A 24,005-nucleotide genomic window follows, 5' to 3' on the forward strand; every position below is an offset into this window, starting at 1 on the left:
CAGCATGGGATTACGTGGAGAAGCCGCGATCGTCGGATACGTCGAGCTGCCGCCCGAGCGGCTCAACAAGGCCTCGCCCGCGCCGTTCGTCCTCGAACAATGGGCGGAGCTGAGCGCCGCCGCGCTCGAGGATGCGGGCCTGCCCGGCGAAGTCGTCAACGGGATCGTCGCCTCACACCTGGCCGAGTCGGAGATCTTCGTCCCCTCCACGATCGCCGAATACCTGGGTGTGGGTGCACGATTCGCCGAGCACGTCGACCTGGGTGGGGCCAGCGCGGCCGCCATGGTGTGGCGAGCCGCCGCGGCCATCGAATTGGGGATCTGCGACGCGGTGCTGTGCGCGCTGCCGGCCCGCTACATCACGCCGATGTCGCCGAAGAAGCCCAAAGCCTACGGCGACGCGCTGTACTTCGGCTCGTCGAGCAATCAATACGGCTCTCCCCAAGCGGAATTCGAGATACCCTACGGCAACCTCGGCCAGAACGGGCCATACGGCCAGGTGGCCCAGCGCTATGCCGCGGTGCACGGCTACGACGAGCGCGCGATGGCCAAGATCGTCGTCGACACGCGCACCAACGCCAACCACACCGACGGCGCGATCTGGAAGGACAAGCCGCTGACCGTCGAGGACGTGCTGGCCAGCCCGGTCATCGCCGACCCGCTGCACATGCTCGAGATCGTCATGCCCTGCGTCGGCGGTGCCGCGGTCGTCGTCGCCAGCGCGGACGTCGCCAAGCGGTCGCGCCATCGCCCGGTGTGGATCAAGGGATTCGGCGAACACGTGCCGTTCAAGACCCCGACGTACGCCGAGGATCTGCTCAACACCCCGATCGCCGCCGCGGCGGACACCGCGTTCGCCATGACCGGCCTGAGTCGTGAACAGATGGACATGGTCTCCATCTATGACTGCTACACCATCACCGTCCTGCTGTCGCTAGAAGACGCCGGCTTCTGCGAGAAGGGCAAGGGCATGGAATTCGTCGCCAACCACGACATGACCTTCCGCGGCGACTTCCCCCTCAACACGGCCGGCGGGCAACTGGGCTTCGGTCAGGCGGGTTTGGCCGGCGGGATGCACCACGTGTGCGACGCCACCCGCCAGATCATGGGCCGCGCGGGGGCCGCGCAGGTCACCGACTGCAACCGGGCCTTCGTGTCCGGCAACGGCGGCATCCTGTCCGAGCAGACCACCCTGATTCTGCAAGGGGACTGACAGATGACGTTCGAACGACCGATGCCGGTGAAAACGCCTACCAGCGGACCGTTTTGGGATGCGCTGGGTGAGCATCGCATCGTCATTCAGTACTCGCCGTCGCTACAGTCCTACGTGTTCTATCCGCGGGTGCGCGCGCCGCGCACCCTGGCCGACGACCTGGAGTGGCGCGAGATCTCCGGAATGGGCACCCTGTACTCCTACACGGTGGCCCACCGGCCGGTCAGCCCGCATTTCGCCGATGCCGTGCCCCAGCTGCTCGCCATCGTCGAATGGGAAGAGGGCCCAAGGTTTTCCACCGAACTGGTCAACGTCGAGCCGAATGCCATCCGGGTCGGAATGCGGGTGAAGCCGGTGTTCTGCGACTACCCCGAACACGACGTCACGCTGCTGCGTTACGAGCCCGCGGATTGATCTAGGTCGACGACCGCACCACCAGGCGAGCGATGTCGGTCAGCTCGGGAGACGGGGGCGCGGGGTGACCCAGCCGCTCGAAGACGGCGGCAAGCGCGGCGTCGGCAACCGCGCAGGGATCGAATTGCACGGTGGTCAGCGGCGGTGTGCTCACGACGCCCATCGGGCTGGCGTCGACGCCCATCACCGCGAGGTCGCCGGGACAGCGCAGGCGTGCCTGATGGATGCCGTACAGGACGAGGCAGGCGATCTCGTCGCTCTGCGCGCACACGGCGGTGACCCCGTCGCGCACCCAGCCGGTGACGACGTCGGCGGCGTTGTCCAGGGTGACCGCGTCGACCCGCACCGCGGGGAGGTCGCGCCTCTGCGCCGCCCGCGAAACACCCTCGAACCAGTAGTCACCCAGCGGACGCCATCGGGCAATCCCGGTGTAGGCGAACGCGATTCGGCGGTGTCCGCGCTCGACCAGGTGATCGACCCGCATCTCGCCCACGGACAGATGCGGGTCCTTGAGCGCGGGCAGTGTTCCGATCTCGATGTGGGGAATGCCCGCGTTGGTCACCGCTTGGCGTGCGGCTGCGCTCAGGGGGAACAGGCTGGTGATCGCGACGGGGTCGAGATTCTCGATCGCGTCGACCACGTGCTGGTCGTCGTCGGTTTCGAAAATCTGCACCTGCAGGAAACCCTCGCGGGCCAGCGCGGTGGTCATCCGGCTGCCGGCCTGCATCGGCATCTCGCCCACGGCCACGTGGGGCACCACGTAGAGCACCACGCCGCTTTTGCCGCGCGCCAGGTTACGGGCGGCGAGGTTGGGCCGATAACCCAAAAGTTTGGCCGCGCGGTACACCGCGTCGCGGGTTTCCGGCGAGATGCGGCGGCCCCGCGCGTTGTTCAGCACATAACTCACCGTGGCGGTCGACACGCTAGCCAGCCGGGCCACGTCGGCGGTGGTCGGACGCGCAGCTTTGTTGGTGCTCAACTTCCGTTACCTTCCGGGCCCAGTCATGCCCCATGGTGGCACGCGACGCGCAGAGGTATCGCGCCATATCGCTCGGGGAGTTCGTGCCGCGGCCGCTCCCAAGGACTAATAGTCACTACTACGGCCTGGGCGCGAGATTCCGGGCTGGACGGCTGCGCGCACCTGCGCCGTTGCAATTCAGTGGTTTAGCTCGCCAGCGCACCGCGACCGACGTTGACACTGTGATACACGACATTGTCTACTAGTCGATACCGGCGACCGAGGAGCGCGGCATGAACAAGGACGATCTGATCCTGATCAGCGTGGACGATCACATCGCCGAGCCGGCCGACATGTTCGACGCGCACGTTCCCGCCGCATACCGGGATCGCGCGCCCCGGGTGGTCCTCGAGCCGGACGGCGTCCAGCAGTGGTACTACGGCGAGATCCGGGGACGCAACATGGGTCTCAATGCCGTCGCGGGGAAACCGCGCGAGATGTACAACATCGACGCCTCACGCTACGACGAGATGCGGCCGGGCTGCTTCAACGTGGACGAGCGGGTGCGGGACATGAACGCCGGCGGCCAGCTGGCGGGGTTGAACTTCCCGAACTTCACCGGCTTCTCCGGTCAGGTGCTCAACCAGGGCCCCGACCGCGAGACGAACCTGGTGATGATCAAGGCCTACAACGACTGGCACGTCGACGAATGGTGCGGGGCCTACCCGGGCCGGTTCATCCCGTGCGGCATCCTGCCGCTGTTCGACGTGGCCGAGGCCGCCAACGAGGTGAAACGGCTGGCCGACAAGGGTTGTCACGCCGTAACGTTCTCCGAGAACCCAGAGGCGCTGGAGATGCCCAGCATTCACACCACGTACTGGTACCCGCTGTTCGAGGCCGTCTGCGAAAGCGACACCGTGCTGTGCACCCATGTCGGCTCCGCGTCGCGGTCTCCGCAGGTGTCGACCGACGCCCCGCCCAGCGTGCAGATGACCGCCTCGTCGATGATGAGCATGTTCACTTTCACCGAGCTGATCTGGGCCCAGTTCTGGGCCGACTTCCCGCAACTGAAGTTCTCGCTGACCGAGGGCGACGTCGGCTGGATCCCGTACTTCCTCTGGCGGGCCGAGCACGTCTACAACCGGCACTCGGGCTGGACGCTGGCGACCTTCCCACCCGGCTATGACGGACCCACCGACGTGTTCAAGCGGCACTTCTACACCTGCTTCATCAGCGACAAAGTCGGTGTGCGGAACATGGATTGGTTCAACGAGGACATGCTGTGCTGGGAGTCCGACTTCCCCCACTCCGACAGCAACTGGCCCTTCGCGCCGGAGGACATCGTCGCCACCATGGGCCACCTCGACGACTCGGTCATCGACAAGATCACTCACCAAAACGCCATGGCCGCATACTCATTCGACCCGTTCCGATTCATCCCGAAGGAACATGCGCGCGCCGGATACCTGCGCGCGCAGGCGACCGACGTCGACCTGGTCACCCACGTCGGCCGCAAGGCAAGTCAGCGTGACCGTGACGCCTGGACGCGGATGACCCAGTTCGCCCTGCAGGCGCAGGCATCGGTGACGGTCGAGGCTCCCGATATTTCCGGGCGATCCGCCCGGCGTCGCGCCACCACCCTGGGCAACTGAGCGTGGGAGCCGAGGCGCCCTTCGCGGACTGGCGCGTGCTGGAGTTGTGCAACGGCCTGGCGGCGTCATACTGCGGCAAGATGTTCGTCGACGCCGGGGCCGAAGTCGTGAAAATCGAATCGCCGCGGGGTGATTCGATGCGTGACTGGTCGGCCGGCGGCCCACCCGGGGCGTTGTTCGGCTATCTGGCCGCCGGTAAGAAGTCCGTCGTCAATCACGGTCAGGCCGAGATCGCGTCGCTACTGGCCGGCGCCGACCTGATAGTCACCGACCTCACCGACGGATGGACGCTCGACGCCATCAGCGCACACACCGCCGCGTCGGCCGTCGTGGTCGCCGTCACACCATTCGGCACCACCGGCCCCTATGTCGAAAACCAGGTCATCGCCAACGAATTCATCCTCCAAGCGCTGTGCGGATCGATCGCCGGTCGCGGTTGGCCCGACGACGAACCCGTCCAAGCGGGTGGCCGGCTCGGTGAGTGGCTGGCGGGGACGTTCGCGGCGGCGGTGGCTGCGGCGACCGTCCGGCACGCGGCCCGAAGCGGCCGCGGTCAGGTCATCGACGTCTCGACGTACGAGGCCATGGCGCTCGCCATGGGTGGCCTGTCCGCCATGTCGGCCAGCGTGTTGGGCGCCGATTCGCTGCTGTACGAACGCAGTTTGGAGCTGCCTTCGATCGTTCCGACGGCCGACGGCATGGTCGGGTTCTGCACCATCACCGCCCAGCAGTTCCAGGACTTCTTGGTGATGATCGAACGCGCGGATCTCGTCGGCGACGCCGAGCTGGCGTCGTTCACCGGGCGGGTGGAGCGCCGCGACGAGTTCCTGCGCATGGTCACCGAATGGACCGGGCGCCGGACCACCGAAGAGATCGTCGACCTCGCGGTGGCATTTCGGATTCCGGTGGCGCCCATCGCGACTCCCGAGATGCTTCCCAAGATCGACCACTTCGTGGAACGCGGCGTGTTCGTCGAATCACCGTCCGGGGTGCTGGCGCCGCGGGTGCCGTATCGCAGCGACGCGATGGCGACCGGCGCGCCCGCGGAACCGCCGCAGCTCGGCGCCGACACCGGACGCGTGCGGTGGCCGGCGCGCCCCGAGTCGCCGTGTGGCGACGACGCCGACGCGCTGCCGTTGTCCGGCGTCCGGGTCACCGACTTCACCGCCTTCTGGGCCGGGCCGGTCGCCACCCAACTGCTGGGCGCCTTGGGCGCCGACGTCATCAAGATCGAGGGCGTGCGCCGGCCCGACGGCATGCGGTTCTCCGCGGGCCGGCCGCCCGACTGGGACCAATGGTGGGAATGGGGCCCGGTGTTCTTGTGCAGCAACAACAACAAGCGGGGCGTCAGCGTCGAACTCGGCACCGAGGCTGGACGACAGCTCGCGCTCGGGCTCATCGCCGCGAGCGACCTCGTCGTCGAGAACTTCTCCCCCCGGGTGATGGCGAACTTCGGTCTGGAATGGGATGCGGTGCGCGCGGCCAACCCGCGGGCGATCATGGTCCGGATGCCCGCGTTCGGCCTCGACGGCCCGTGGCGCGACCGGGTCGGCTTCGCGCAGACGATGGAACAGGCGACCGGCATGGCGTGGATGACCGGGCACGCCGACGGCCCTCCGGTGATCCCGCGCGGGGTGTGCGACCCGATCGCCGGCCTGCACGCCGCCTTCGCCGCCGTCGCGGCGCTGGCGATCCGCGACCGCCAGGGCAACGGAATGCAGGTGGAATCGACCATGGTCGAGGCCGCGCTGAATGTGGCGGCCGAAATGCTGGTCGAGTACTCCCGCAACGGAATCGCGATGCGCCGCAACGGCAATCGTGGGCCGGGTGCCAACCCCCAGGGCGTCTACCGATGCCGCGGCGAGGACGAGTGGGTTGCGCTGGCCGCTTTGGACGGCGCCGCCCGGGCGTCGCTGGCCGGCCTGCTCGGCCAGCCCGCGCCGGAGGAATCCGGCTGGGCGGAGCGGGCCGACGACGTCGACAAACTGATCTCCGCCTGGGCCGCGGGGCAATCGGTGTCCGAGGCGGTCGAGGCGCTGCGCGGGGCCGGTTTGGCCGCCGCGCGTGTCACACCGGCCGCGGCGCTGCTCACCGATCCGCAGCTGCGGGCACGCGGCTTCTGGGAGACGGTCGACCATCCCGTAGCGGGCTCGTTCCTTTGCACCGGAATGCCTTTCGCGTTCCTCGGCAGGACGCGGCGCTGGATCCGGCGGGTGCCGCCGCTCTATGGCCAGCACACCGATGAGGTGCTGACCGAGGTGCTCGGGCACGACCGAGACGACCTGTCGGCCTTGCGGCGGTCGGGAACCATCAGCGCCCGGCCGGCGGGTCTGTGACATGGCGGTCAGTCTGTGCGTGCCGCCCCGGGCCGGGGAGCTGTGTGCGCCGGTGCGATTCTTGGTGCGTCAGGACTCCGTGGTGATGGAGCTGACGGCACGGCACCGCATCACCAGCGTCGAATGGGACGACGACGAGCATGCGGTCGCGATGGTCGTCGAGATCACCGACCCGCAGACGGCACGGCCGGTGGACGTGCGAATCGATGTCGTGGAGCCAGGCGCAGTGCCCGCCAACTCACGGGCCACGACGATCGGGACCATCACGCGCGGCGGGCGTGAATACGACGTCATGGGAACGTATTTGGGAGTTGTCGCGGATGAGAACTAGCCCGACCACGCGCACCCCGGCGATCGTCGGCGTGCACAACACCCGGCAGGGACGCCGCCTGGACGGCGAAACCTCGCGCGGCCTCGCGATCAAGGCGATTGTTGGCGCGTTGGACGATGCGGGACTGACCCTCGACGACGTCGACGGCATCAGCGCGAGCCCGCACTCGACGTCGCTGATCTATGACCTGCGAATCGGGCCGGCCTGGCAGGGCCTGGCTTTCGGCGTCGGCATGATCACCGAAGCCGTCACCGCCATCGAGCACGGCATGGCCGACGTGGTGGTGCTGGTCGCGGCCCAGGCCGGCGAGTACCGGGATCACGAGGCCACTGCGCCCTGGACCCGGCCCGAAAACGAATTCGTCGCCCCCTGGGGCATGTTCACCACCGCCGAGTTCGCACTCATCGCGCGGCGTCACATGCATGTCTATGGCACGACGCGCGAACAACTTTCGATGGTGGCGGCCACCATTCGCAACAACGGCTCGCGCAACCCCGAGGCCGTGTACTACGACCGTGGGCCGTTCAGCCCGGAGGACATCACCGCGTCCCGGCCCATCGCCGACCCGTTCCATCTGCTGGACTGCGCCACCACCTCCGAGGGTGGGTGTGCTTTGGTCGTGGCCAACATCGATGCCGTCGACGTTGCGGGCCAACCGATCTACGTGCTCGGCAGCGGCGCGGACTTCCACGGCCCGTCCTACCAGCATCCGCCCGCGTACGACCTCGCCGGCCGGCACGGGGATCACGTCAACGGTGTAGTGGGCCGGCGCGCCGCAGAGTGCGCGTTCAACCACGCCGGACTGCGCCGCGACGACGTCGACGTGCTGGAACTCTACGATCCGTTCTCCTTCGAAATCATCCGTCAGCTCGAGGCTTTCGGGTTCTGCGGGGACGGCGAGGGCGGCCCGTTCGTCGCCGATGGTCATATCGGCATCGACGGCAGTCATCCGATCACCACCGACGGGGGAACCATGTCGTTCAGCCACGCGGGAGCCAATCCGCAGATGATGCAGCGCGCGATCCGCGCGGTGCAACAGCTGCGCGGGCAAGCCGGCGACCTTCAGGTCCCCGACGCCCATGTCGCGTTGTGCAGCAACGGGGGAGCGGGGGCCCTGTTCACGACGGTGCTAATCCTGGGAGACGAACCACGATGACCTCCGACCCGTTGCGGCCTCAGACCGGACCCGTCCCGCACGCGAGCAGCCACGTCAGCGGGCCGTTCTGGGAGGGATGCCGGTCCCACGAGCTGCGCTACCAGCGCTGCGCGGCTTGCGGATCGGCGAACTTCCCGCCGACCGAGCATTGCCGCCAATGCCTTTCGGAGAACCTGCGTTGGCAGCCGGGCGACGGTCGCGGCGAGATCTACAGCTGGACGGTCGTATATCGGCCGGTCACAGCGGAATTCGAGCCGCCCTACGCCCCGGCCATCATCACCCTGGACGAGGGCTACCAGATGCTGACCAACGTTGTCGGCGTAGCGCCGAAGGATCTCGAGGTAGGCCTGCGGGTGCGCGTGGAGTTCCACGCCACCGGGCCCGACGTCACGCTGCCATACTTCACCGGCGCGCAGACGGACAGCTCGTGAGCCCCAGGACCGCCAACGGCCTGCCGGTGACCGCCTACCTGGTGCTGGGGGTGCTGGCGGCCAACGACGAGCGACTCACCGCCGGCGAGATCAAGATGCGCGCGGAACTGTCGGTCGGCCACTTCTATTGGTCCCCATCGGTCAGTCACGTGCGGCGCGAACTGACCCGTCTGCTGCAGCGGGGGATGGTCAGCGAGACCGGCGCGCAATCCGGCAAGCGTGCGATCACTTTGTACGAGACCACCGATGCCGGCCTCGACGCGCTGCGTCGCTGGGTCCAGCACTTCCCGGGCCAGGACCAGGTGGTCATCAAGCATCCGGTCATCCTGAAGACCTGGCTGGCCCGCGGCCAGGACCCTGAACACGTCCTCGACACCCTGGAGCGCCACCTCGACGCGACCCGGGCCCGGCTGGACGAGGCGCTGTGGTCGCGGCAGCGGTCGATCGATCTCGGCATCACCGACGACCCCGAGCAGCGCTACTCCTTCGCCGTGTTGGACTACGCGATTCGCGGGCTGTACGCGGAGATCTCCAACATCTCGCAACTGCGCGACGAGATCGCCTGCGGCACAGCCCGAGACCCGGTCAAACGGGTGCGACGGTCGAAGGGCCAGATCCGCCGCCGGGCACCGAGGAACCCGGGGTAGCCGCGTAGGCCGTGCCCCGGGGTTCGCGCTCCCACAGCACCTCGTCCGCCCCGACGTCCGTTCCCTGAGCGATCAGCTGGCGCTTGAGCACCTTGTGCGTTGCGGTGCTGGGCAGGTCGGGGGCGATGCGGACGTAGCGCGGGCGCGCCTTCGGGGACAGGTCGGGCTGTGCGTCCAGGAACGCTTCGAATTCGGCGGGTGCGATCCTCTGGCCGTCGTTGAGGACGATCGCTGCCATCACCTGGTCGCCGACGTGGTCGTCCGCGACGGCGTACACGGCGACACGGCTGATAGCGCCGTGACGCAACAGGATTCGCTCGATGGGGGCGGCGGCCAGGTTCTCGCCGTCCACCCGCATCCAGTCGGCCGTGCGCCCGGCAAGGTAAATCCAGCCGTCGGCGTCGCGGTAGGCCAGGTCGCCGGACCAGTACATGCCGTGGCGCATACGTTCGGCGTTGGCGTCCGGATCGTTGTAATAACCGGTGAAGAAACCCGAGCCCGCCGTGTTGACGAGCTCGCCGATCGCCTCGTCGGGGTTGGCAAGCGCCCCGTCGGCGTCGAACCGGGCCACCGCACATTCGGTCACGGTGTCGCTGTGGTAGATCGCGATGCCGTCCATGCCCTTGCCGATGGATCCCTTGGGGGTGCCTTCCTCGCGGATCACGATGACGGCATTCTCTGTGGAGCCGAAGCCGTCCTCGACCTGCACACCGAAGCGGCGGCCGAATTCGTCGATGTCCTTGTCGTTGGCCTCGTTACCGAAGGCCACCCGCAGGGGATTGTCGGCGTCGTCGTCGCGTTCCGCGGTGGCGAGGATGTAGGCCAGCGGCTTGCCGACGTAGTTCATGTAGGTAGCGCCGTAGCGGCGGATGTCGTCGAGGAAACTGCTCGCCGAGAACTTCGCCGGCACCATCGCGGCACCGGAGCACACCGCGGGCGCCCATCCGGCGACGACGGCGTTGGAGTGAAACAGCGGCATCGAGACGTAGCAGGTGTCGCGTTCGGTGAGGGCGAAGCGCTGGACCAGATTGAGACCGGCGAACGTCGCCATGAGGTGGGATACCTGCACCGCCTTCGGGTTTCCGCTCGTCCCGGAGGTGAAGATCATCATGAAGGCGTCCGCCGCGGTGACCTCGCGGTGCGGCTTCAGATCCCCTGCGGCGTCGACGAATTCGCTCCACTGCGGCGTCGAGGAGTCGAGGATCTGCGTTGCGCCGAGATCCAAGCCGTCCAGCAGCGGCCGGTGTTCGGCGTCGGTGACGACAAACTGGCAGTCGGCGCGCCGAACGTCGGCCGCCAGCGCCTCACCGCGCCGGGTGGTGTTCAGGCCGCACAGGACGTAGCCGCCCAGCCCCGCCGCCGCCATCTGGCTGACCATCTCGGGCGTGTTTCCCAGCAGGGCGCCGATGTGCATCGGCCGTTGCGGGTCGGCGGCGGCCAACAGTGCGGCGGCCCGCGCGGCGGCGCCCGTCAGGTATTGACGCCAAGTCCATTGCATATCGCGGTATTTCACCGCGATTCCAGCATCGGATGAGCGGGTGCGCAGCAGCGCTTGAATCGTGTCGTCAGCCATCCGTTTGGATCCACCCTCACTCCGCTCGCCCTACGAGACGAGACGGTCCGTCTTATAGTAGCGGGCGGCTCGGCGCCGTGGTAAGTGCCCTGCCGCCTTGCACCACCCCTGTGTTGTGAAGTTTTCATACTTATTTCGCTCACGATTCCGTTTCGCGGACCGCGTGTATCGCGAGGCCGTTGAGGTCGAACAGCCATCATTGGCTCATGCTGTTCGAGTTGCACAGGTCGCTGCTCCTGCTCAGGAATCGCGCGCGGGAATTTCGTCGTGAACTCTCACAATCGCGATCGGCGGACTTGTCCGGCCGGCGGTACCAGGCCGGATCGCCAGCGCCGAAGGACGACGGCCAAAGTTGATGCGCGGCCGCGCTATCCACCCACCATCATCAACCCGCCATCCACGGCCAGCAGTTGGCCGGTGATGAAACCCGAGCCGGGTCCGGCCAGGAACACCAGCATCGGACCGACGTCGCGGGCGGGATCGCCCAACGTGCCGCCGAGCGGGATCATCATTTGCATCTGCTGGTCGATCAGCGCCGCGGCGTCCGGGCCGAGGAACTCGCGCAGCCGGTCGGCACCGGCCGTCTGCACCGCGGGCGCAAGGGCGTTGACGGTGATGTTGTCGGCGGCCCAGGCTTTGGCGGCCGATCGCGTCCACGCCTGCACCGCGCCCTTGGTCGCGGCGTAGACGGCCGAGATCGGGCTGCCCATCACGGCTTCCGAGGAGCCGAAGTTGATGATGCGCCCGCCCTTGGGTTCCTGGTCCTTCATCACCGCGTATGCGGCCTGGTTGGTGAGGATGGTCGCCTTGATGTTGGTGTCCAACAGAAACGAGATGTCGTCGGCGCCGATGTAGCCGGGAACGCCCGCCTGCCACAACCCCGCGGCGTTCACCAACGCGTCGAGACCACCGAAGCGCTGGGCGGCCGCACCGACCATCGCCGCGACCGCCTCGGCCTCGCGCACGTCGCACTGCAACCACTCGGCGGCGAGGCCCTCCGGCGGTGGTGTCTGGTGATAGGTCGCCGCGACCTGGGCTCCCGCCGCCGTGAGGACTTCGACGGCGGCCGCGCCGATGCCGGTGGCGCCGCCGGTGACCAGGATTCGCCGGCCGAGCAGGGGAGGCGTCGAATCTGACATGCGTTGACGCTACCGCGAGCGGCGGGATCCGCCGCGGTGGCGTCGGCCGGTCGGTCGGTCAGGCGCGCACCGCGATCGTCGAGAGCAAGTCGGCGAGCCGGTCCGGCTGATCGACCATGGAAAAGGTTCGGGCCCCCGCGATGACTTCGAGGCGGGCGTTGGGAATGGTCGCGGCCAGCCTCGCCCCGTCTTCCTGCTCGAAGAACACGTCGTCGGCCGACCACGCGATGAGCGTCGGCTTGTCGAAGTCGTACAGCCGGGCCGCCACCGTCGTGGTCACCTCGGTGCGCATCGAAAGCGTGAACTGGCGCAGGTCTTCGGCGATGCGCGGGTCGGAGAGCCCCGGCTGCACCCAGGCCTCGGTGAGGGCGTCGATGTTGCGATGCGCCAGCCCGTCGAACGCGCGCTTGCGCGCCGCCGGCAGCCGCATGGCCTGTGCGGCGGCCCGGAAGGTCGGCTTGGTCTTCGCCGCCAGAATGACCGGCTTGAGGATTGGCGGCGGAAAGTGTTCGAACGCATCGCAACTCGTGAGCACCAGCGCACCCAGCCGCTCGCGATGGTGCACGGCCACCAGCTGGGTGACGACGCCGCCGGTGTCATTGCCGACCAGCACCACGTCCCGCAGGTCCAGCGCGTCGAGTACCTCGGCGACCATGCCGGCGACACCGGTGATGGTCCGGTCGGCGCCGCGGCGCAGCGGCTCCGGATGCGCGCCCAACGGCCAGGTCGGCGCGATACAGCGCAAACCACGGGCGGCCAGGCGCTCGCTGACTTGGCGCCACAGCTGCCCGCCCATCATGTACCCGTGCACGAAGACCACCGGTCTGCCGTCCTCGGGTCCGGTTGCTTCGTAATGGATGGTTCCGGCACTAATGTCGATCGTCGACATAGCAAACTCCTACTTCAGAGATATACTTACAAACAGGCTGCCTGTTCGTAAGTTACCAACAGGTTGTATGGAAAGCAAGAGACGGACCCAGGAAGAGCGCTCCGCGGCGACCCGCGACGCGCTGATTGCGGCTGCCCGCAAGCTGTGGGGGCTGCGGGGCTACTCCGACGTGGGCACGCCGGAGATCGCCACCGCGGCCGGGGTCACCCGGGGCGCGATGTATCACCAATTCGCCGACAAGGCAGCCCTATTCCGTGAGGTCGTCGAAGTCGTCGAGCAGGATGTGATGGCGCGGATGGCCGTCGTCGTGGCCGAATCCGGGGCCGCTACGCCGACCGAGGCGGTCAGGGCCGCGGTCGACGCGTGGCTCGAGGTTTCCGGCGATCCCGAGGTGCGCCAGCTGATCCTGCTGGATGCGCCGAGCGTGCTCGGCTGGGCCGAATTCCGTGATGTCGCACAGCGATACAGCCTCGGCATGACCGAGCAGATGCTCAGCGAGGCCATTCGGGTCGGCGAACTGGCCGAGCAGCCGGTGCGGCCGTTGGCGCACGTGCTGATCGGTGCGCTCGACGAGGCGGCGATGGTGATAGCCACCGCCGACGACCCGCAACGGACCCGTCGAGAAATCGGTCAGGTGTTGCACCGGCTCATCGACGCGATGTTCGACGCGCGGTGACGGCTGAACCAAAGCCTATCGCGTAGGTTGTCAATGCCCTTGCCGCAGTGCATGAGTCGCGGACGCCTTGGTGAACTGGCTGATAGCATCGGCCGCCACTTCGGCGCCGTCGCGCCGGCGGATCTCCGCCCCGACAAGCGCAGCCGTTTCCCGGTAGGTCGGGTCCTGCAACACCTTGCCGATCGCCGCACGGATGCGCCGTACACCGGCGTGTTTGCGCAGCAGGATCCCCGCACCGAGGCGTTCGATGGCGGCACCAACGCGACGCTGGTCGATCAGCGTGTTGGCGGGCATGATCACCAGTGGCACACCAAAAGACAGCGCCCGCATGGCCGTGCTGTGCCCGCCGTGGCCGACGACCAGGGAGGCGGTGGCCAGAACCTCGTCGTGGTCCAGCCAGGCGTGCAGCGACGAGTTCGCCGGCACGCGCAGCCCGGCTGAGTCGATGGCAGGTCCGACCGTTACCGTCGCGCGCACGGGCAGGGGTTCGATGGCGTCGAGGATCCTTTGCAGCATGCGCCGCTGCCCCGCATAGGCGACGGTGCTCAGGCTGACCAGAATCCGGGGCTCCGGCAGCGGGGTCGCCGCAGCCGGAATGCCTTGCCAGACAACGCCGACATGTCGGACCGCGGGCGCGCCCCGCACCGGGTCGAGTTCGGCGCGGGCGGTGACGATGTGGAGCGCGCCGGTTCGCTCGAGGTGGTCGGCCGGGGTGCCCTTGAGGCGCAGGAGCCATCCGATCGGGCCGGCGGCGAGGTCTTGCAGGGTCCGATGAAAGTAATGTCCGAACACCACTGTTGGGAAGCCTTGCGCCGCAACCTCGTAAATGGCCGCGGTCAGTAACACGTCGACCACCACCACGTCGGCGTGGTGCCGGCGTGCGGCTCGCACCGCCTCCCGGCCCAGCCGGCGGTCCATCGCGACCCGGACCATGCTGGCCATCATGCCAAGCAGCGGCCGCTGCACCGTCGGATCGAAATGTGTTGCGGGCGTGAAGGCCTCGAATCCGAACCCGTCGGCCTCAACGCGCTGACGCACGCCGTGGTGACCGAGGAAACGAACCTCGGCGCCGCGGGCGCGCAGCGCCCGGGCGACCGCCAGCTCCGGCGGAATGTTGCCGCCGCCGTCGAACACGACGAACAGAACCTTCATGGCGCCGCCCGCGCGCCGGCGCCCTGTGACACCGTGAGTACGCCGTCGATCATCAACAGCATGCGGTTGCGGACCTCGGCGACGGTCAAACCCCGGTCGCGCCGAAGCAGCTTCCAGCCGTATACGTCGGTGGCCACGACCAGCGCATCGATGATCCGATCCCGTTCGATGGGTTCGAGGGGCAACTCGGTGCCGAACACTTCCTCCACCCACTCGCGATGCAGGGTTCGTCCCGCCTCGCACATCAGCCGCGCTCGCGGATCGTCATCTTCCTCGGCGAGCAGGCCGAGCACCATGTCCCCGCGCGCCTCGTAGTGTTCGATCAGCACCGTCATCGCCGTTTCAGGGTCGCCCGGTGGCGGGACTCTTTCGGCCAGCACGGCTTGGCGGACAGCCAGATACGCCGCCTCGATCAGCGATTCGCGGCTGCCGAAATGCCGAAGCACCGTCTTCACCGTGACACCGGCGCGCTCGGCGACCGTGCCCAGCGTGATACCCAGAGAGCGTTCCGCCACGACCGCATCGATGGCCGCCTCCACGATGGCGTTGCGGGTAGCCGCCGTCGACTCCTTGCGAGCTCGCATGTCGTAGCGTCGCGATTTCGTGTCCATGATGATGTACATCAAACCACCATTTGATGTCCCCCGCAATAGACATCAACTTGCGGACGATTGGGGAACCAGCATCGCGACGCGTGGCTGAAACGGCCGAACTCAACAGGCCGGACGGGAAGTGCGCGGCCTCTCGCCGCTACGGGGTTTTGAGAAAGACGTCGTTGAGCGTGACGGTGCGCAGGTTCCGATCGCGGATGAAGTCGACGAGCTGCGGATAGACGTGCGTGACCGGCAGATGGTTGAGGTGCCCGATGACGATGGCCTGCGGTGTGAAGTACTGATCGGCCATCTGCACGATGTACTCCTCGGTGATCAACGTCGAGTCCGACAGCGACCCCGACCACAGGGTGGGGACCTTGTAACCGAGGTCGGCGGCCACCGCGTCCACGGTGGCGTTGCGCTTCGCGTAAGGCGGCCGCCAATACGGCTTCGCGCCGATGCCGTAGGTATTCTTCAGGAACGCGTCATTGCGCGAGAGCTGTTCGGCTACTTGCTCTTTCGTCAGCGTGGTCATGTCCGGGTGCGACCAGGTGTGGTTGCCGAGCTGGATCTGCCCGCTGTCCACCAATGGCCGAAGCAGGTCCAGGTTCTCGGTCCACGAGTCGTAGATCCCGTTGACGAAGTAGGTCAGCCGTATGCCGGTGTCCTTGGCGAACTGCGTGTAGGCGCGCACCACCTCGCTGTTGACGCCGTCGTCGACGGTCAGGGCGAGCAGGTCGCCCTCGCCGGGGATTTTCATCAGGGCACCGCCACCGGGCAGCGGGATGCGGGCACTGAGCGGCGGGGGCGGCAACAGGGCCTGCGGGGCGGCCGGGCCGGAGGCCGGTATGTCGGCCGCGGGGGCTTGGGCAAACGTGCGGGGCTGCGGATCGACGATGAGCCGCGCGGCGCCTACGCCGGCGACGACTGACGCGGCGAGCGATCCAAGGAACTGGCGGCGGTTCATGGCTGACAAGCGAACGCGTCGATCAACTGATCACGCGGTGACAGAAATGGCGAATTCGGCCCGAATAGTCGCCCGGTTATTGCCGCGCGCTGCGCATTAAGCCGATTCCCGCAGGAACCGCCATTGGTGCACAACATCGAGGCCACAGCCGCGAACCGTACCATTCGCTGCGCCCGAATGTCGGCTCCGTTACGGGAGGGTCAGCTGTGAATTCTCATCGACCCGGTTATCACCGGTGAACGGGAGCCGATCGCAAAATCAATGCGGTTCCCCGACGGCGGCCCGTTGCGGCAGTTGCACCGGTTCGACGTTGGGCGTGCCCAGCGTCGAGGCCAGCCAGGGCAGTGCCGTGGCAAACGCCTGGGCGGCGAACGGCCAGTCGTGCTTGCCGGGCTGTGTAACGACCGCGCAGGCGATCCCGTGGGCGGTTCCGGCGGCGCACAGCGCGTTGGCGGCGGCGTCCTGTCCTTCCGGGTTCGCGGCCGGATCGGTGGTGGCGGCGCTGAGGGTGGGGCTGGCTTCCTCGGCGACGTTGCGGGCCTCCGACGACGAGGGAACGTCGAACCATCCCGATAGCCCGGTGTAGTGGCCATGCCGGTTCATGACGGTGATCGGGTCGAAGTCGGCCCACGCGGCGGTGTTGCCGCCGAACAGCTTGGCCAGGGTGGCCTCTTTGGAACCGATGCTGGGCCCGCGATCACCGGCGATGTCCACGAACGCGCTGAACAACTCCGGATGCATGACGGCCAGGTCGACGGCGCAGGTACCACCCATCGACCATCCGGCGACCCCCCAGTTCGCCCGGTCCGGACTTACGCCGAAGTTCGACACCATGAAGGGCTCGATGTCCTTCGTCAGGTGGTCGGCGGCATTGCCGCGGGCGCCGTTGACGCACTCGGTGTCGTTGTCGAATGAGCCAGTGGGATCGACGAACACCAGCACCGGGGAGAACCCGTGATGGGCGGCGGCGAAATCGTCGATCGCGGTGAATGCGCCGCCGGGACCCAGCCAGTCCGCCGGGGTGTTGAAGGCGGAGCCGATCATCATGACCGTCGGCAGCCGGGGTGGGGGATTGCTGTTGAACCATGCCGGAGGCAGATAGACCAATTCCCGACGGTGGGCGAAGTGGGAGCCCGAAGGGGCGTTGTCGTCGATGTCGACCGGCACCACCACGCCCTTGGCCGGCCTGGTTCCGGCGACCTGCATCTCGGTGACCCGCAGCCGGTCGATCTGGTCGGGCAACGGGGCCGACGTCAGCTGATTCCACGCGGCGAGCACGGTGGGGAAGTAGCCGACCCATCCGTTCAGGGCCAGTCCCGCGCACAGGACGCACAGCGGCACCGAGAGCACCGCGAGACCGCGGCGCCACCAGCCGGTGCCCGGCCAGCCCACCAGCGTGACCGCGGCGGCCAACCCGCCCAACGCGATCCAGAGCCAGAGCGCCGTCGGTGCCGGATCCCCGGCCACCCCGAGCGATGTGATGTACCAGTACGCCAGCCCGGTCACCGCGACGGCCGCGACCAGCGCCACGGGTAGCACCAGCTTCAGCCAGCGCCGCGAACGCCAACGGATCGCGACGAGCAACGCGAGCAGCGCCAGGCCCTGCACGGCCGGCGGAAACCAGCCGTGCAGCAGGGACAGCTGTCCGAAGAACTGCTCCAACGGTCGTGACCTCTGCTAGATCGATTCGCTGCGCGCGGTGAGGTGAGTATCGAGGGGCCGTTCGGGGTCACCGAAGGCGGCGGCCGGACCAACTATCCCATACGATCACGGCCCGTCACCCGACCGTTTCTGCGTGTGGGCCCACCGGATGGGCGAGCCGGCCGCCCAGGTTCACACGTTGGTGATGACGCTGGCGAACGAGCGCAGCCGCAGGCTGTTACCGACGACCAGCAGGCTGGAGGCGGCCATCGCGGCGCCGGCGAACATCGGGTTGAGCATGCCGAGCGCGGCCAGCGGGATCGCGGCGAGGTTGTATCCGAACGCCCACACCAAGTTGGTCTTGATGGTGGTCAGCGTTCGCCGGGAGAGCCGGATCGCGTCCACGGCGGCGCGTAGGTCGCCGCGGATCACCGTGAGGTCGGCGGCCTGGATCGCGACGTCGGTGCCGGTGCCCATGGCCAACCCCAGGTCGGCGGCGGCCAGCGCCGCGGCATCGTTGACGCCGTCACCGACCATGGCGACCACCTTGCCCTCGGCTTGCAGGCGTTCGACGGCGGCGACCTTGTCGGCGGGCGTGGCATCGGCGATGACCCGCGCGATGCCGAGTTCGCCGGCGATACCGGCGGCGACCGTGGCGTTGTCGCCGGTCAGCAGCACCGGCGTCAGGCCCAGCCCGGCGAACTGCCGCACCGCCTCGGCGCTGGACGGTTTGACGGTGTCGGCGACCACCAGGATGCCCCGGACCCGGCCGTCCCAGCCGACGGCGACGGCGGTCTTGCCCTCGCTCTCGGCGCGAGCCTTCGCCGCGGATAGGGCGGGGTCGGGCAGCATCCCGCACTCGGTCAGCAGGCTCTCACGCCCGACGACGACGACGCTTCCGTCGACCTTGCCCCGCACGCCCCTGCCGTGGATTCCGGTGAACTCGGTGGGCGTCGGAAGTACGCCGAGCTTCGCCGTGGCGGCGCGCGCGATCGCTTGTGCGACGGGATGCTCGGAGGCGTCTTCCAGGGCGCCGGCGTAGCGCAACAGCGTGGTGGGCTTGGTGTCGACGCCGGCGATGAGGTCGACCAGGGTCATCCGGCCGGTGGTGACGGTGCCCGTCTTGTCCAGCACGATGGTGTCGACGCCGCGGGTCGACTCCAGCACCTCGGGCCCGTTGATGAGCACGCCGAGCTGAGCGGCGCGCCCGGTCCCGACCAGCAGGGCGGTCGGAGTCGCCAGCCCCAGGGCGCACGGGCACGCGATGATCAGCACCGCGACGGCCGCGGTCAAGGCGGTCGTGAGCGAGCAGCCCGCCGCGAGCCAGCCGGCCAGGGTCGCCACCGCAAGCGCGATGACGACGGGGACGAAAACCCCCGCGACACGGTCGGCGAGGCGCTGCGCCCGGGCCTTGCCGGACTGGGCCCGCTCGACGAGCTTGGCCATCTGCGCGAGCCGGGTGTCGTCCCCGACGCCGGTGGCGCGGACGACGAGCCGACCGCCGGCGTTGACGGTGGCGCCGGTGACGGCGTCACCCTCGCCCACTTCGACCGGGACGGACTCGCCGGTCAGCATGGAGCCGTCCACGGCCGAGGAACCCGCGACGACGATCCCATCGGTGGCGATCCGTTCCCCGGGGCGCACGACGAACTCGTCGCCGACCGCGAGCCGTTCGACCGGGACACGGGCCTCGGCGCCTGCTCGCAGCACGGCGACGTCCTTGGCGCCCAGGGTCAACAGCGTGCGCAGGGCGGCACCGGCCGCCCGCTTGGACCGCCTTTCGAAATAGCGCCCGGCAAGGACGAACAGGGTCACGCCCGCGGCGACCTCGAAGTAGACGTGGCACGGGGCGCCGTCGCGCCCGATGGTCAGCTCGAAGTCATGCCGCATGCCCGGTTGGCCCGCCGTCCCGAGAAACAGGGCGTACAGCGACCAGAGGAATGCCGCCAAGGTGCCGAGCGAGACGAGGGTGTCCATGGTGGCCACGCCGTGTTTGAGGTTGGTCCATGCGCCCGCATGGAACGGCTGGCCGCACCACACGACGACCGGGGTGGTCAGCGCCAGTGAGACCCAGTGCCAGTGGGGGAATTGCAGGGCGGGAAACATGGCCATCGCGATGACCGGGCCTGCCAGCACGACGGCGGTGACCAGACGCCGACGCAGCGAGGTCAGCTCGGGATCATCTGATGTCTGCAGGGCCACCTGGTCGTGGCCGCGCTCCGGCTCGCGCGGTGGCAAGGCGGCGCTGTAGCCGGCCTTTTCGATCTCGCCGATGAGAATTTGCGCGTCATAGCCGGCGGGAGCCGTGACAGCGGCCTTTTCGGTGGCGTAGTTGACGGTCGCGGCGACGCCGTCGAGCTTGTTCAGCTTCTTCTCGATCCGCGCCGCGCAGGAAGCGCAGGTCATCCCGGTGATGTCCAACTCGATCCGGGGGGCGGTGGTGGGTAGGGCGCCCTCGTGGATCTCGCGCGGGGGCGTGCTCATGCGACCGTGACGGCCTCAAAGCCGGCCTCGTCGACCGCACCGAGGACGGCGTCCGCGTCGACGGGGTGCGTGCTGGTGACGACGAGCCTGCCGGTGGTGGCGCTGACCGTCACGTCGTCGACGCCCGGGATCTGGGTCACCTCACTGCGAACAGCGGCCTCGCAGTGGCCACAGCTCATCCCGCTCACCCGATACTCGCTGGTGGGCATGCCGCTCCTTCTCGATCCCCCGGCAGTCTTGACCACCCCATTCTGCCTGCTCGGCCGAGCGGGCTATTGGCGCAGGTGCGATCTGCCGCCTGGCGAAGGAGCTCACGTCAGACGTAGCCGACACCGATATCGACCGATACCTGGCTTGCGGTGACCAGTCTGGATTGGTCGGAGGCAAGCCACGCAACGGCGTCAGCGATGTCTTCGGGCTGTGCAATACCGTCGGGTAGCAGAGGTTTGTGCAGGCCTCGCAGATGCGGGTAGTCGTCCGCGGCCGATCGCAGTGCATCCCGCATCCGGCCGGTCCCCATCGGGGTGGCGACCGCCCCGGGGTTCAGGCTGTTGACGCGAATGTTGTACCGGCCGAGTTCGGCGGCGAAAGCGCGTGCCATCCCCACCACGGCGTGTTTGCTGGCCGTGTAGTGGATCATGAACGACTGCATGTTTATGCCCGCAGCCGATCCGATCAAGATGATCGAGCCGCCGCGGTCGCCGTCGATGATGTGCTGCGCGCCCGCCATCACGGTGTTCCACGTGCCAATGACGTTGGTGTCGATGGTGTCCCGGAACGCCTGTGCGGATATCTGATTCCAAGGAGAGGGGCTGCAGATCCCGGCGTTGGCGACGATGATGTCGAGCCGGCCGAGCTGGCGCACGGCGACTTCCACTTCTGCTTTGAGCGCATCCAGGTCGCGAATGTCGACCTGTGCGGCGAAGACCCTGCGTCCGCGTGCGGTTACCAGCCGCGCGGTCTCGGTCAGATCGTCGGGCGTTGGCGAGTCGTAGGGAACGCTCGGCGGCAGCGGGCCGGCGATATCAACCGCGATGATGTCGGCTCCCTCGGCGGCGAGGCGTGCCGCGTGTGCCCGGCCTTGGCCGCGGGCGGCGCCCGAGATCAGCGCGACCTTTCCCGAAAGTGACTGATTCATCAGCGGGGGTCCTTTCAGTCGCCGGCGTCCTCGTCGAGCGGGTTCCGGCGTCCAAGCATGCCCTAGTCGTGCCGTCGCCTGGGATCCGAACATTCCCGAACCGCAGAGCCAGTGGGATTACGCTGCCGGGTAGTGGAAGGAGACATCATGACCGTCACTGTCGTCGAACGGGGGCCTCGCCAGGTGAGCCGCAGGGTCGAGGTGGCCGCCCCGGCCGCGGAGCTGTATGCCATGGTCGCCGATCCACGCCGTCACCACGAACTGGACGGGTCGGGCACGGTCCGCGACAACATCAGCGTGCCGCCGCAACTCGTTGAGGGCTCGAAGTTTTCGACGCACATGAAGATGTTCGGCCTTCCGTATCGGATCACCAGCACGATAACCGCACTCATGCCGAACGAACTGGTGGAATGGCGCCACCCGCTGGGCCACCGCTGGCGCTGGGAATTCGAGGCGGTGTCTCCGACCCAGACCACGGTCACCGAGACGTTCGACTACCGCGACGCCGGTGCGCTGAAGAACAAGCTGAAGTACTACGAGCGCATGGGGTTCGCCAAGGCGAACGCCTCGGGCATCGAAGCGACCTTGACCAAACTGCGCGACCGGTATGCGGGCTGATCAATACTCCGCCGGATCGGCCGCGTCCCAAGGCATCACGCCGGATACCCAATGGCTGAGTTCCTTGGCCTGGTCGTTGCGGTGCAGATGGCGGGGCGGGGTCGCAAAGGTTGAGTAGGGCCGGCAGCGGATGACCACGCGGTTCTCGCGTTCACACATTTCCTGGATGTGTGGCCGGGCTTCGTCGCCCAGTGGTTGGCCGGACATCCGGCCGCCAACCGCCATCATCACGTCGACGGCCAGATCCCGGTCCTGGTCCAAGATCGCGTCGGCATAGACCTGCAAATAGGAAAAGGGCCACCGCTCGTCGAGCACACACAGGCTGACCTTGCCGTCACGTTCGACGACGCGAGCCTTGCCCCGGCCGGCCATGGTGGAAACGAGCAATTCGTCGGTATCGGTGGGGATGTAGTACACGATCGACATGCCCGGGCCGTCGTTGCGGCGACGGTAGCCGAAGACGCAGGTGCGATGGGTGCGCACGAACTCGCGTCGTTCGGAGGGGAGCATGTCGCGGTCGGTGGGAACGGTGAAGGCTTCCGCCGCCAGGGGCAGCAGCATGGCGAATGTTCCTCTCTGCCAGAGTGCTTGAATCTCGAGGCTAATTATGGATACAGTGTCTCCGTAATAAGTGCGGGTGTCAAGCGGAGGGAGAGCCACCTTGCGCGACGCGGGCGACAGCGACGGGCCGCGCCGTTCCCGCGGCCGCCCCGCCCTCCCGGTGGACCGCATCCTTTCCGCGGCCGTCGAGCTCGTCGACGATCAGGGGCCGGAGGCATTGTCGATGCGGTCGGTGGCGCAGCGCCTGGGGTCGGGCACCGCCACGCTGTACCGCCACTTCTCCAGCCGGTCCGAGTTGGTCTCGATGGTCATCGACAAGATTCTGGGCGAGGTCGACCTCGGCGCGGACAAGCTCGCCGCAATGCGGTGGCAGGACGCCTGCATTCTGTTCGCGCAACACATGTTTGACGCGCTGAGCCGACATGGCAATGTCGCGCCCCTGTTGATCGAGTACACGCCGATGGGCCCGAACGCGTTGGCCCATCGCGAGCGCTGCCTGGCCATGCTCCTCGACAACGGGTTTTCGACGGCGGTCGCGGCCCGCGCGTACGCGACGCTGGCCCGCTACGTCCTGGGCTTCGCGATACAACTGTCGTCGGTGCCGGCGGAGGGCGATCAACGGGACGCCGAACTCTCGGTGGCCTTTCACCGGCTCGATCCGTCCCGCTTTCCCGCGACGGTCACCGTCGCCGACGATCTGCCCGTCCCGCTGGGGGACGAATTCGCTTTCGGGTTGCGGCTCATCGTCGCCGGGCTCGAGCGGTTGCGGAAGTGAACGCGACGGGGACCTGAACCGTGGGCTGGGTGGTTGGTCGCGTTTCCGCTCCAGAAAGGACTTGGCCCGATGATCGAACGTACCCCCGCGCAATTTGCGGCGCCGGCGCTGACCCGGTGGGGTCATTTGGTGAGCCGCTATGGCCTGGCGCTCGTCTTGGCGTGGATCGGGGTGGGCAAGTACGTGAAAATGGAAGCCCGCGTGCTCATTGCGCACAGTCCGCTGATGAGCTGGGTCTACGACGTCTTCAGTGCCACCTTCGTCGCGCGCGCACTCGGAACGATGGAAATCGTTGCGGCCCTTCTTATTACGCTACGGCCGGGGTGGCCGCGGCTCTCAGCTGCCGGCAGCGCGCTGGCGGTGGTGCTGTTTGCGGGCACGCTCAGTTTTCTGTTCACCACCCCGGGGGTGGTCGTGACGTACGCCCACGGTATTCCGGTGCTCTCGGCGCTGCCGGGCCAATTCCTGCTCAAGGATCTGGCCTTGTTCGGCGTCGCGTTGTGGACGCTGGGCGACTCGCTGTCGGCCGTCGATGAACGTCGCTCGCCGCAGTACTCACTTGGCCGAACGCCGCGGTCCGTCAGGCCGCGCGTCAGCGCGTGGATCGCAATCACCGCGGCGCCCATTGTAAGGTCGAGGCCACGGAGAGGAACTCGACGCC

23 protein-coding genes and 1 pseudogene are annotated in these 24,005 nt (G+C 67.8%); 12 read left to right on the forward strand and 12 right to left on the reverse strand.

The window, feature by feature from the left end; translation table 11 throughout:
• Positions 1–4 precede the first annotated feature (4 nt).
• Entirely contained in the window at positions 5–1,213 is a 1,209-nt protein-coding gene (locus AC5Y30_RS07730; RefSeq protein ID WP_499917481.1) for a thiolase family protein, read from the forward strand.
• A gap of 3 nt (positions 1,214–1,216) precedes the next feature.
• Positions 1,217–1,627, forward strand: a complete 411-nt coding sequence (locus AC5Y30_RS07735) for a Zn-ribbon domain-containing OB-fold protein (RefSeq protein WP_499917482.1) — start codon at positions 1,217–1,219, stop codon at positions 1,625–1,627.
• Position 1,628: 1 nt separating this feature from the next.
• Here the strand turns inward: AC5Y30_RS07735 and AC5Y30_RS07740 are convergent, their stop codons facing one another.
• Complete coding sequence (locus AC5Y30_RS07740; RefSeq protein ID WP_499917483.1) at positions 1,629–2,606, reverse strand: LacI family DNA-binding transcriptional regulator; 978 nt, start codon at positions 2,604–2,606, stop codon at positions 1,629–1,631.
• Between the two features lie 272 nt (positions 2,607–2,878).
• On the opposite strand from AC5Y30_RS07740, the gene AC5Y30_RS07745 reads away from it, so the two are divergent.
• The 6 genes from AC5Y30_RS07745 to AC5Y30_RS07770 are packed head-to-tail and all read left to right on the forward strand — an operon-like array spanning position 2,879 to position 9,138.
• Positions 2,879–4,237 (forward strand): amidohydrolase family protein, encoded by a 1,359-nt coding sequence (locus AC5Y30_RS07745; protein WP_499917484.1) that lies wholly within the window; start codon positions 2,879–2,881, stop codon positions 4,235–4,237.
• 2 nt (positions 4,238–4,239) lie between these two features.
• Positions 4,240–6,573, forward strand: coding sequence for a CaiB/BaiF CoA-transferase family protein (locus AC5Y30_RS07750; protein ID WP_499917485.1), 2,334 nt, complete (start codon positions 4,240–4,242; stop codon positions 6,571–6,573).
• Position 6,574: 1 nt separating this feature from the next.
• A complete protein-coding gene (locus AC5Y30_RS07755; protein ID WP_499917486.1) occupies positions 6,575–6,904 on the forward strand; it encodes a hypothetical protein in 330 nt (109 codons plus the stop codon).
• Positions 6,894–8,060, forward strand: a complete 1,167-nt coding sequence (locus AC5Y30_RS07760; RefSeq protein ID WP_499917487.1) for a thiolase family protein — start codon at positions 6,894–6,896, stop codon at positions 8,058–8,060. Before AC5Y30_RS07755 ends, AC5Y30_RS07760 begins: the two co-directional genes overlap by 11 nt.
• Positions 8,057–8,491: a Zn-ribbon domain-containing OB-fold protein gene (locus AC5Y30_RS07765; protein WP_499917488.1), complete on the forward strand. Its 435-nt coding sequence runs from the start codon at positions 8,057–8,059 to the stop codon at positions 8,489–8,491. Before AC5Y30_RS07760 ends, AC5Y30_RS07765 begins: the two co-directional genes overlap by 4 nt.
• Positions 8,488–9,138, forward strand: a complete 651-nt coding sequence (locus AC5Y30_RS07770) for a PadR family transcriptional regulator (RefSeq protein ID WP_499917489.1) — start codon at positions 8,488–8,490, stop codon at positions 9,136–9,138. The genes AC5Y30_RS07765 and AC5Y30_RS07770 overlap by 4 nt, the downstream gene beginning before the upstream one ends.
• Here AC5Y30_RS07770 and fadD1 read toward each other — a convergent pair.
• The 3 genes from fadD1 to AC5Y30_RS07785 form a co-directional block, all read right to left on the reverse strand.
• Positions 9,077–10,711, reverse strand: a complete 1,635-nt coding sequence (gene fadD1, locus AC5Y30_RS07775; RefSeq protein ID WP_499917490.1) for a fatty-acid--CoA ligase FadD1 — start codon at positions 10,709–10,711, stop codon at positions 9,077–9,079. The genes AC5Y30_RS07770 and fadD1 overlap by 62 nt on opposite strands.
• Before the next feature lie 368 nt (positions 10,712–11,079).
• Positions 11,080–11,850 carry an SDR family NAD(P)-dependent oxidoreductase gene (locus AC5Y30_RS07780; RefSeq protein ID WP_499917491.1) on the reverse strand — a complete coding sequence of 257 codons (771 nt, stop codon included), beginning with the start codon at positions 11,848–11,850 and terminating at the stop codon, positions 11,080–11,082.
• 58 nt (positions 11,851–11,908) lie between these two features.
• Positions 11,909–12,739 (reverse strand): alpha/beta fold hydrolase, encoded by an 831-nt coding sequence (locus AC5Y30_RS07785; RefSeq protein WP_499917492.1) that lies wholly within the window; start codon positions 12,737–12,739, stop codon positions 11,909–11,911.
• Positions 12,740–12,806: 67 nt separating this feature from the next.
• On the opposite strand from AC5Y30_RS07785, the gene AC5Y30_RS07790 reads away from it, so the two are divergent.
• Complete coding sequence (locus tag AC5Y30_RS07790) at positions 12,807–13,415, forward strand: TetR/AcrR family transcriptional regulator (RefSeq protein WP_499917493.1); 609 nt, start codon at positions 12,807–12,809, stop codon at positions 13,413–13,415.
• Positions 13,416–13,445: 30 nt separating this feature from the next.
• On the opposite strand, the gene AC5Y30_RS07795 is transcribed toward AC5Y30_RS07790, so the two are convergent.
• From AC5Y30_RS07795 to AC5Y30_RS07825, 7 genes are all read right to left on the reverse strand, one after another.
• A complete protein-coding gene (locus tag AC5Y30_RS07795; protein WP_499917494.1) occupies positions 13,446–14,567 on the reverse strand; it encodes a glycosyltransferase in 1,122 nt (373 codons plus the stop codon).
• Positions 14,564–15,190 carry a TetR/AcrR family transcriptional regulator gene (locus tag AC5Y30_RS07800; protein ID WP_499917495.1) on the reverse strand — a complete coding sequence of 209 codons (627 nt, stop codon included), beginning with the start codon at positions 15,188–15,190 and terminating at the stop codon, positions 14,564–14,566. The genes AC5Y30_RS07795 and AC5Y30_RS07800 overlap by 4 nt, the downstream gene beginning before the upstream one ends.
• Positions 15,191–15,317: 127 nt before the next feature.
• On the reverse strand, positions 15,318–16,127 hold the full coding sequence (locus AC5Y30_RS07805) for a polysaccharide deacetylase family protein (protein ID WP_499917496.1): 810 nt from the start codon (positions 16,125–16,127) through the stop codon (positions 15,318–15,320).
• A gap of 258 nt (positions 16,128–16,385) precedes the next feature.
• Positions 16,386–17,789, reverse strand: a complete 1,404-nt coding sequence (locus tag AC5Y30_RS07810) for an alpha/beta hydrolase (RefSeq protein ID WP_499917497.1) — start codon at positions 17,787–17,789, stop codon at positions 16,386–16,388.
• A gap of 171 nt (positions 17,790–17,960) precedes the next feature.
• A complete protein-coding gene (locus AC5Y30_RS07815) occupies positions 17,961–20,252 on the reverse strand; it encodes a heavy metal translocating P-type ATPase (RefSeq protein ID WP_499917498.1) in 2,292 nt (763 codons plus the stop codon).
• Positions 20,249–20,461, reverse strand: coding sequence for a heavy-metal-associated domain-containing protein (locus AC5Y30_RS07820; RefSeq protein ID WP_499917499.1), 213 nt, complete (start codon positions 20,459–20,461; stop codon positions 20,249–20,251). Before AC5Y30_RS07820 ends, AC5Y30_RS07815 begins: the two co-directional genes overlap by 4 nt.
• Positions 20,462–20,568: 107 nt before the next feature.
• A complete protein-coding gene (locus AC5Y30_RS07825; protein WP_499917500.1) occupies positions 20,569–21,390 on the reverse strand; it encodes a mycofactocin-coupled SDR family oxidoreductase in 822 nt (273 codons plus the stop codon).
• Positions 21,391–21,537: 147 nt separating this feature from the next.
• Between AC5Y30_RS07825 and AC5Y30_RS07830 the strand changes: the two genes are divergently transcribed.
• The gene (locus AC5Y30_RS07830) at positions 21,538–22,008 is read left to right on the forward strand and encodes an SRPBCC family protein (RefSeq protein WP_499917501.1); all 471 of its coding nucleotides are present in this window, start codon (positions 21,538–21,540) and stop codon (positions 22,006–22,008) included.
• On the opposite strand, the gene AC5Y30_RS07835 is transcribed toward AC5Y30_RS07830, so the two are convergent.
• On the reverse strand, positions 22,009–22,569 hold the full coding sequence (locus AC5Y30_RS07835; RefSeq protein WP_499917502.1) for a pyridoxamine 5'-phosphate oxidase family protein: 561 nt from the start codon (positions 22,567–22,569) through the stop codon (positions 22,009–22,011).
• A 160-nt stretch (positions 22,570–22,729) separates the two neighbouring features.
• Between AC5Y30_RS07835 and AC5Y30_RS07840 the strand changes: the two genes are divergently transcribed.
• Both AC5Y30_RS07840 and AC5Y30_RS07845 read left to right on the forward strand, forming a co-directional pair.
• On the forward strand, positions 22,730–23,344 hold the full coding sequence (locus AC5Y30_RS07840) for a TetR/AcrR family transcriptional regulator (RefSeq protein ID WP_499917680.1): 615 nt from the start codon (positions 22,730–22,732) through the stop codon (positions 23,342–23,344).
• A gap of 69 nt (positions 23,345–23,413) precedes the next feature.
• Positions 23,414–23,872: pseudogene (locus AC5Y30_RS07845) on the forward strand (DUF417 family protein); the annotation flags it as partial.
• Positions 23,873–24,005: the final 133 nt, after the last annotated feature.

The organism is Mycobacterium sp. NGS27, from assembly GCF_059813005.1.

Excerpts from the sequence above, each read along its gene's own strand:
- AC5Y30_RS07730 (WP_499917481.1), top strand. The coding sequence starts at position 5 with ATGGGATTACGTGGAGAAGCCGCGATCGTCGGATACGTCGAGCTGCCG.
- AC5Y30_RS07735 (WP_499917482.1), top strand. The coding sequence starts at position 1,217 with ATGACGTTCGAACGACCGATGCCGGTGAAAACGCCTACCAGCGGACCG.
- AC5Y30_RS07745 (WP_499917484.1), top strand. The coding sequence starts at position 2,879 with ATGAACAAGGACGATCTGATCCTGATCAGCGTGGACGATCACATCGCC.
- AC5Y30_RS07755 (WP_499917486.1), top strand. The coding sequence starts at position 6,575 with ATGGCGGTCAGTCTGTGCGTGCCGCCCCGGGCCGGGGAGCTGTGTGCG.
- AC5Y30_RS07760 (WP_499917487.1), top strand. The coding sequence starts at position 6,894 with ATGAGAACTAGCCCGACCACGCGCACCCCGGCGATCGTCGGCGTGCAC.
- AC5Y30_RS07765 (WP_499917488.1), top strand. The coding sequence starts at position 8,057 with ATGACCTCCGACCCGTTGCGGCCTCAGACCGGACCCGTCCCGCACGCG.
- fadD1 (WP_499917490.1), bottom strand. The coding sequence starts at position 10,711 with ATGGCTGACGACACGATTCAAGCGCTGCTGCGCACCCGCTCATCCGAT.
- AC5Y30_RS07780 (WP_499917491.1), bottom strand. The coding sequence starts at position 11,850 with ATGTCAGATTCGACGCCTCCCCTGCTCGGCCGGCGAATCCTGGTCACC.
- AC5Y30_RS07785 (WP_499917492.1), bottom strand. The coding sequence starts at position 12,739 with ATGTCGACGATCGACATTAGTGCCGGAACCATCCATTACGAAGCAACC.
- AC5Y30_RS07790 (WP_499917493.1), top strand. The coding sequence starts at position 12,807 with ATGGAAAGCAAGAGACGGACCCAGGAAGAGCGCTCCGCGGCGACCCGC.
- AC5Y30_RS07795 (WP_499917494.1), bottom strand. The coding sequence starts at position 14,567 with ATGAAGGTTCTGTTCGTCGTGTTCGACGGCGGCGGCAACATTCCGCCG.
- AC5Y30_RS07800 (WP_499917495.1), bottom strand. The coding sequence starts at position 15,190 with ATGTACATCATCATGGACACGAAATCGCGACGCTACGACATGCGAGCT.
- AC5Y30_RS07805 (WP_499917496.1), bottom strand. The coding sequence starts at position 16,127 with ATGAACCGCCGCCAGTTCCTTGGATCGCTCGCCGCGTCAGTCGTCGCC.
- AC5Y30_RS07815 (WP_499917498.1), bottom strand. The coding sequence starts at position 20,252 with ATGAGCACGCCCCCGCGCGAGATCCACGAGGGCGCCCTACCCACCACC.
- AC5Y30_RS07820 (WP_499917499.1), bottom strand. The coding sequence starts at position 20,461 with ATGCCCACCAGCGAGTATCGGGTGAGCGGGATGAGCTGTGGCCACTGC.
- AC5Y30_RS07825 (WP_499917500.1), bottom strand. The coding sequence starts at position 21,390 with ATGAATCAGTCACTTTCGGGAAAGGTCGCGCTGATCTCGGGCGCCGCC.
- AC5Y30_RS07830 (WP_499917501.1), top strand. The coding sequence starts at position 21,538 with ATGACCGTCACTGTCGTCGAACGGGGGCCTCGCCAGGTGAGCCGCAGG.
- AC5Y30_RS07835 (WP_499917502.1), bottom strand. The coding sequence starts at position 22,569 with ATGCTGCTGCCCCTGGCGGCGGAAGCCTTCACCGTTCCCACCGACCGC.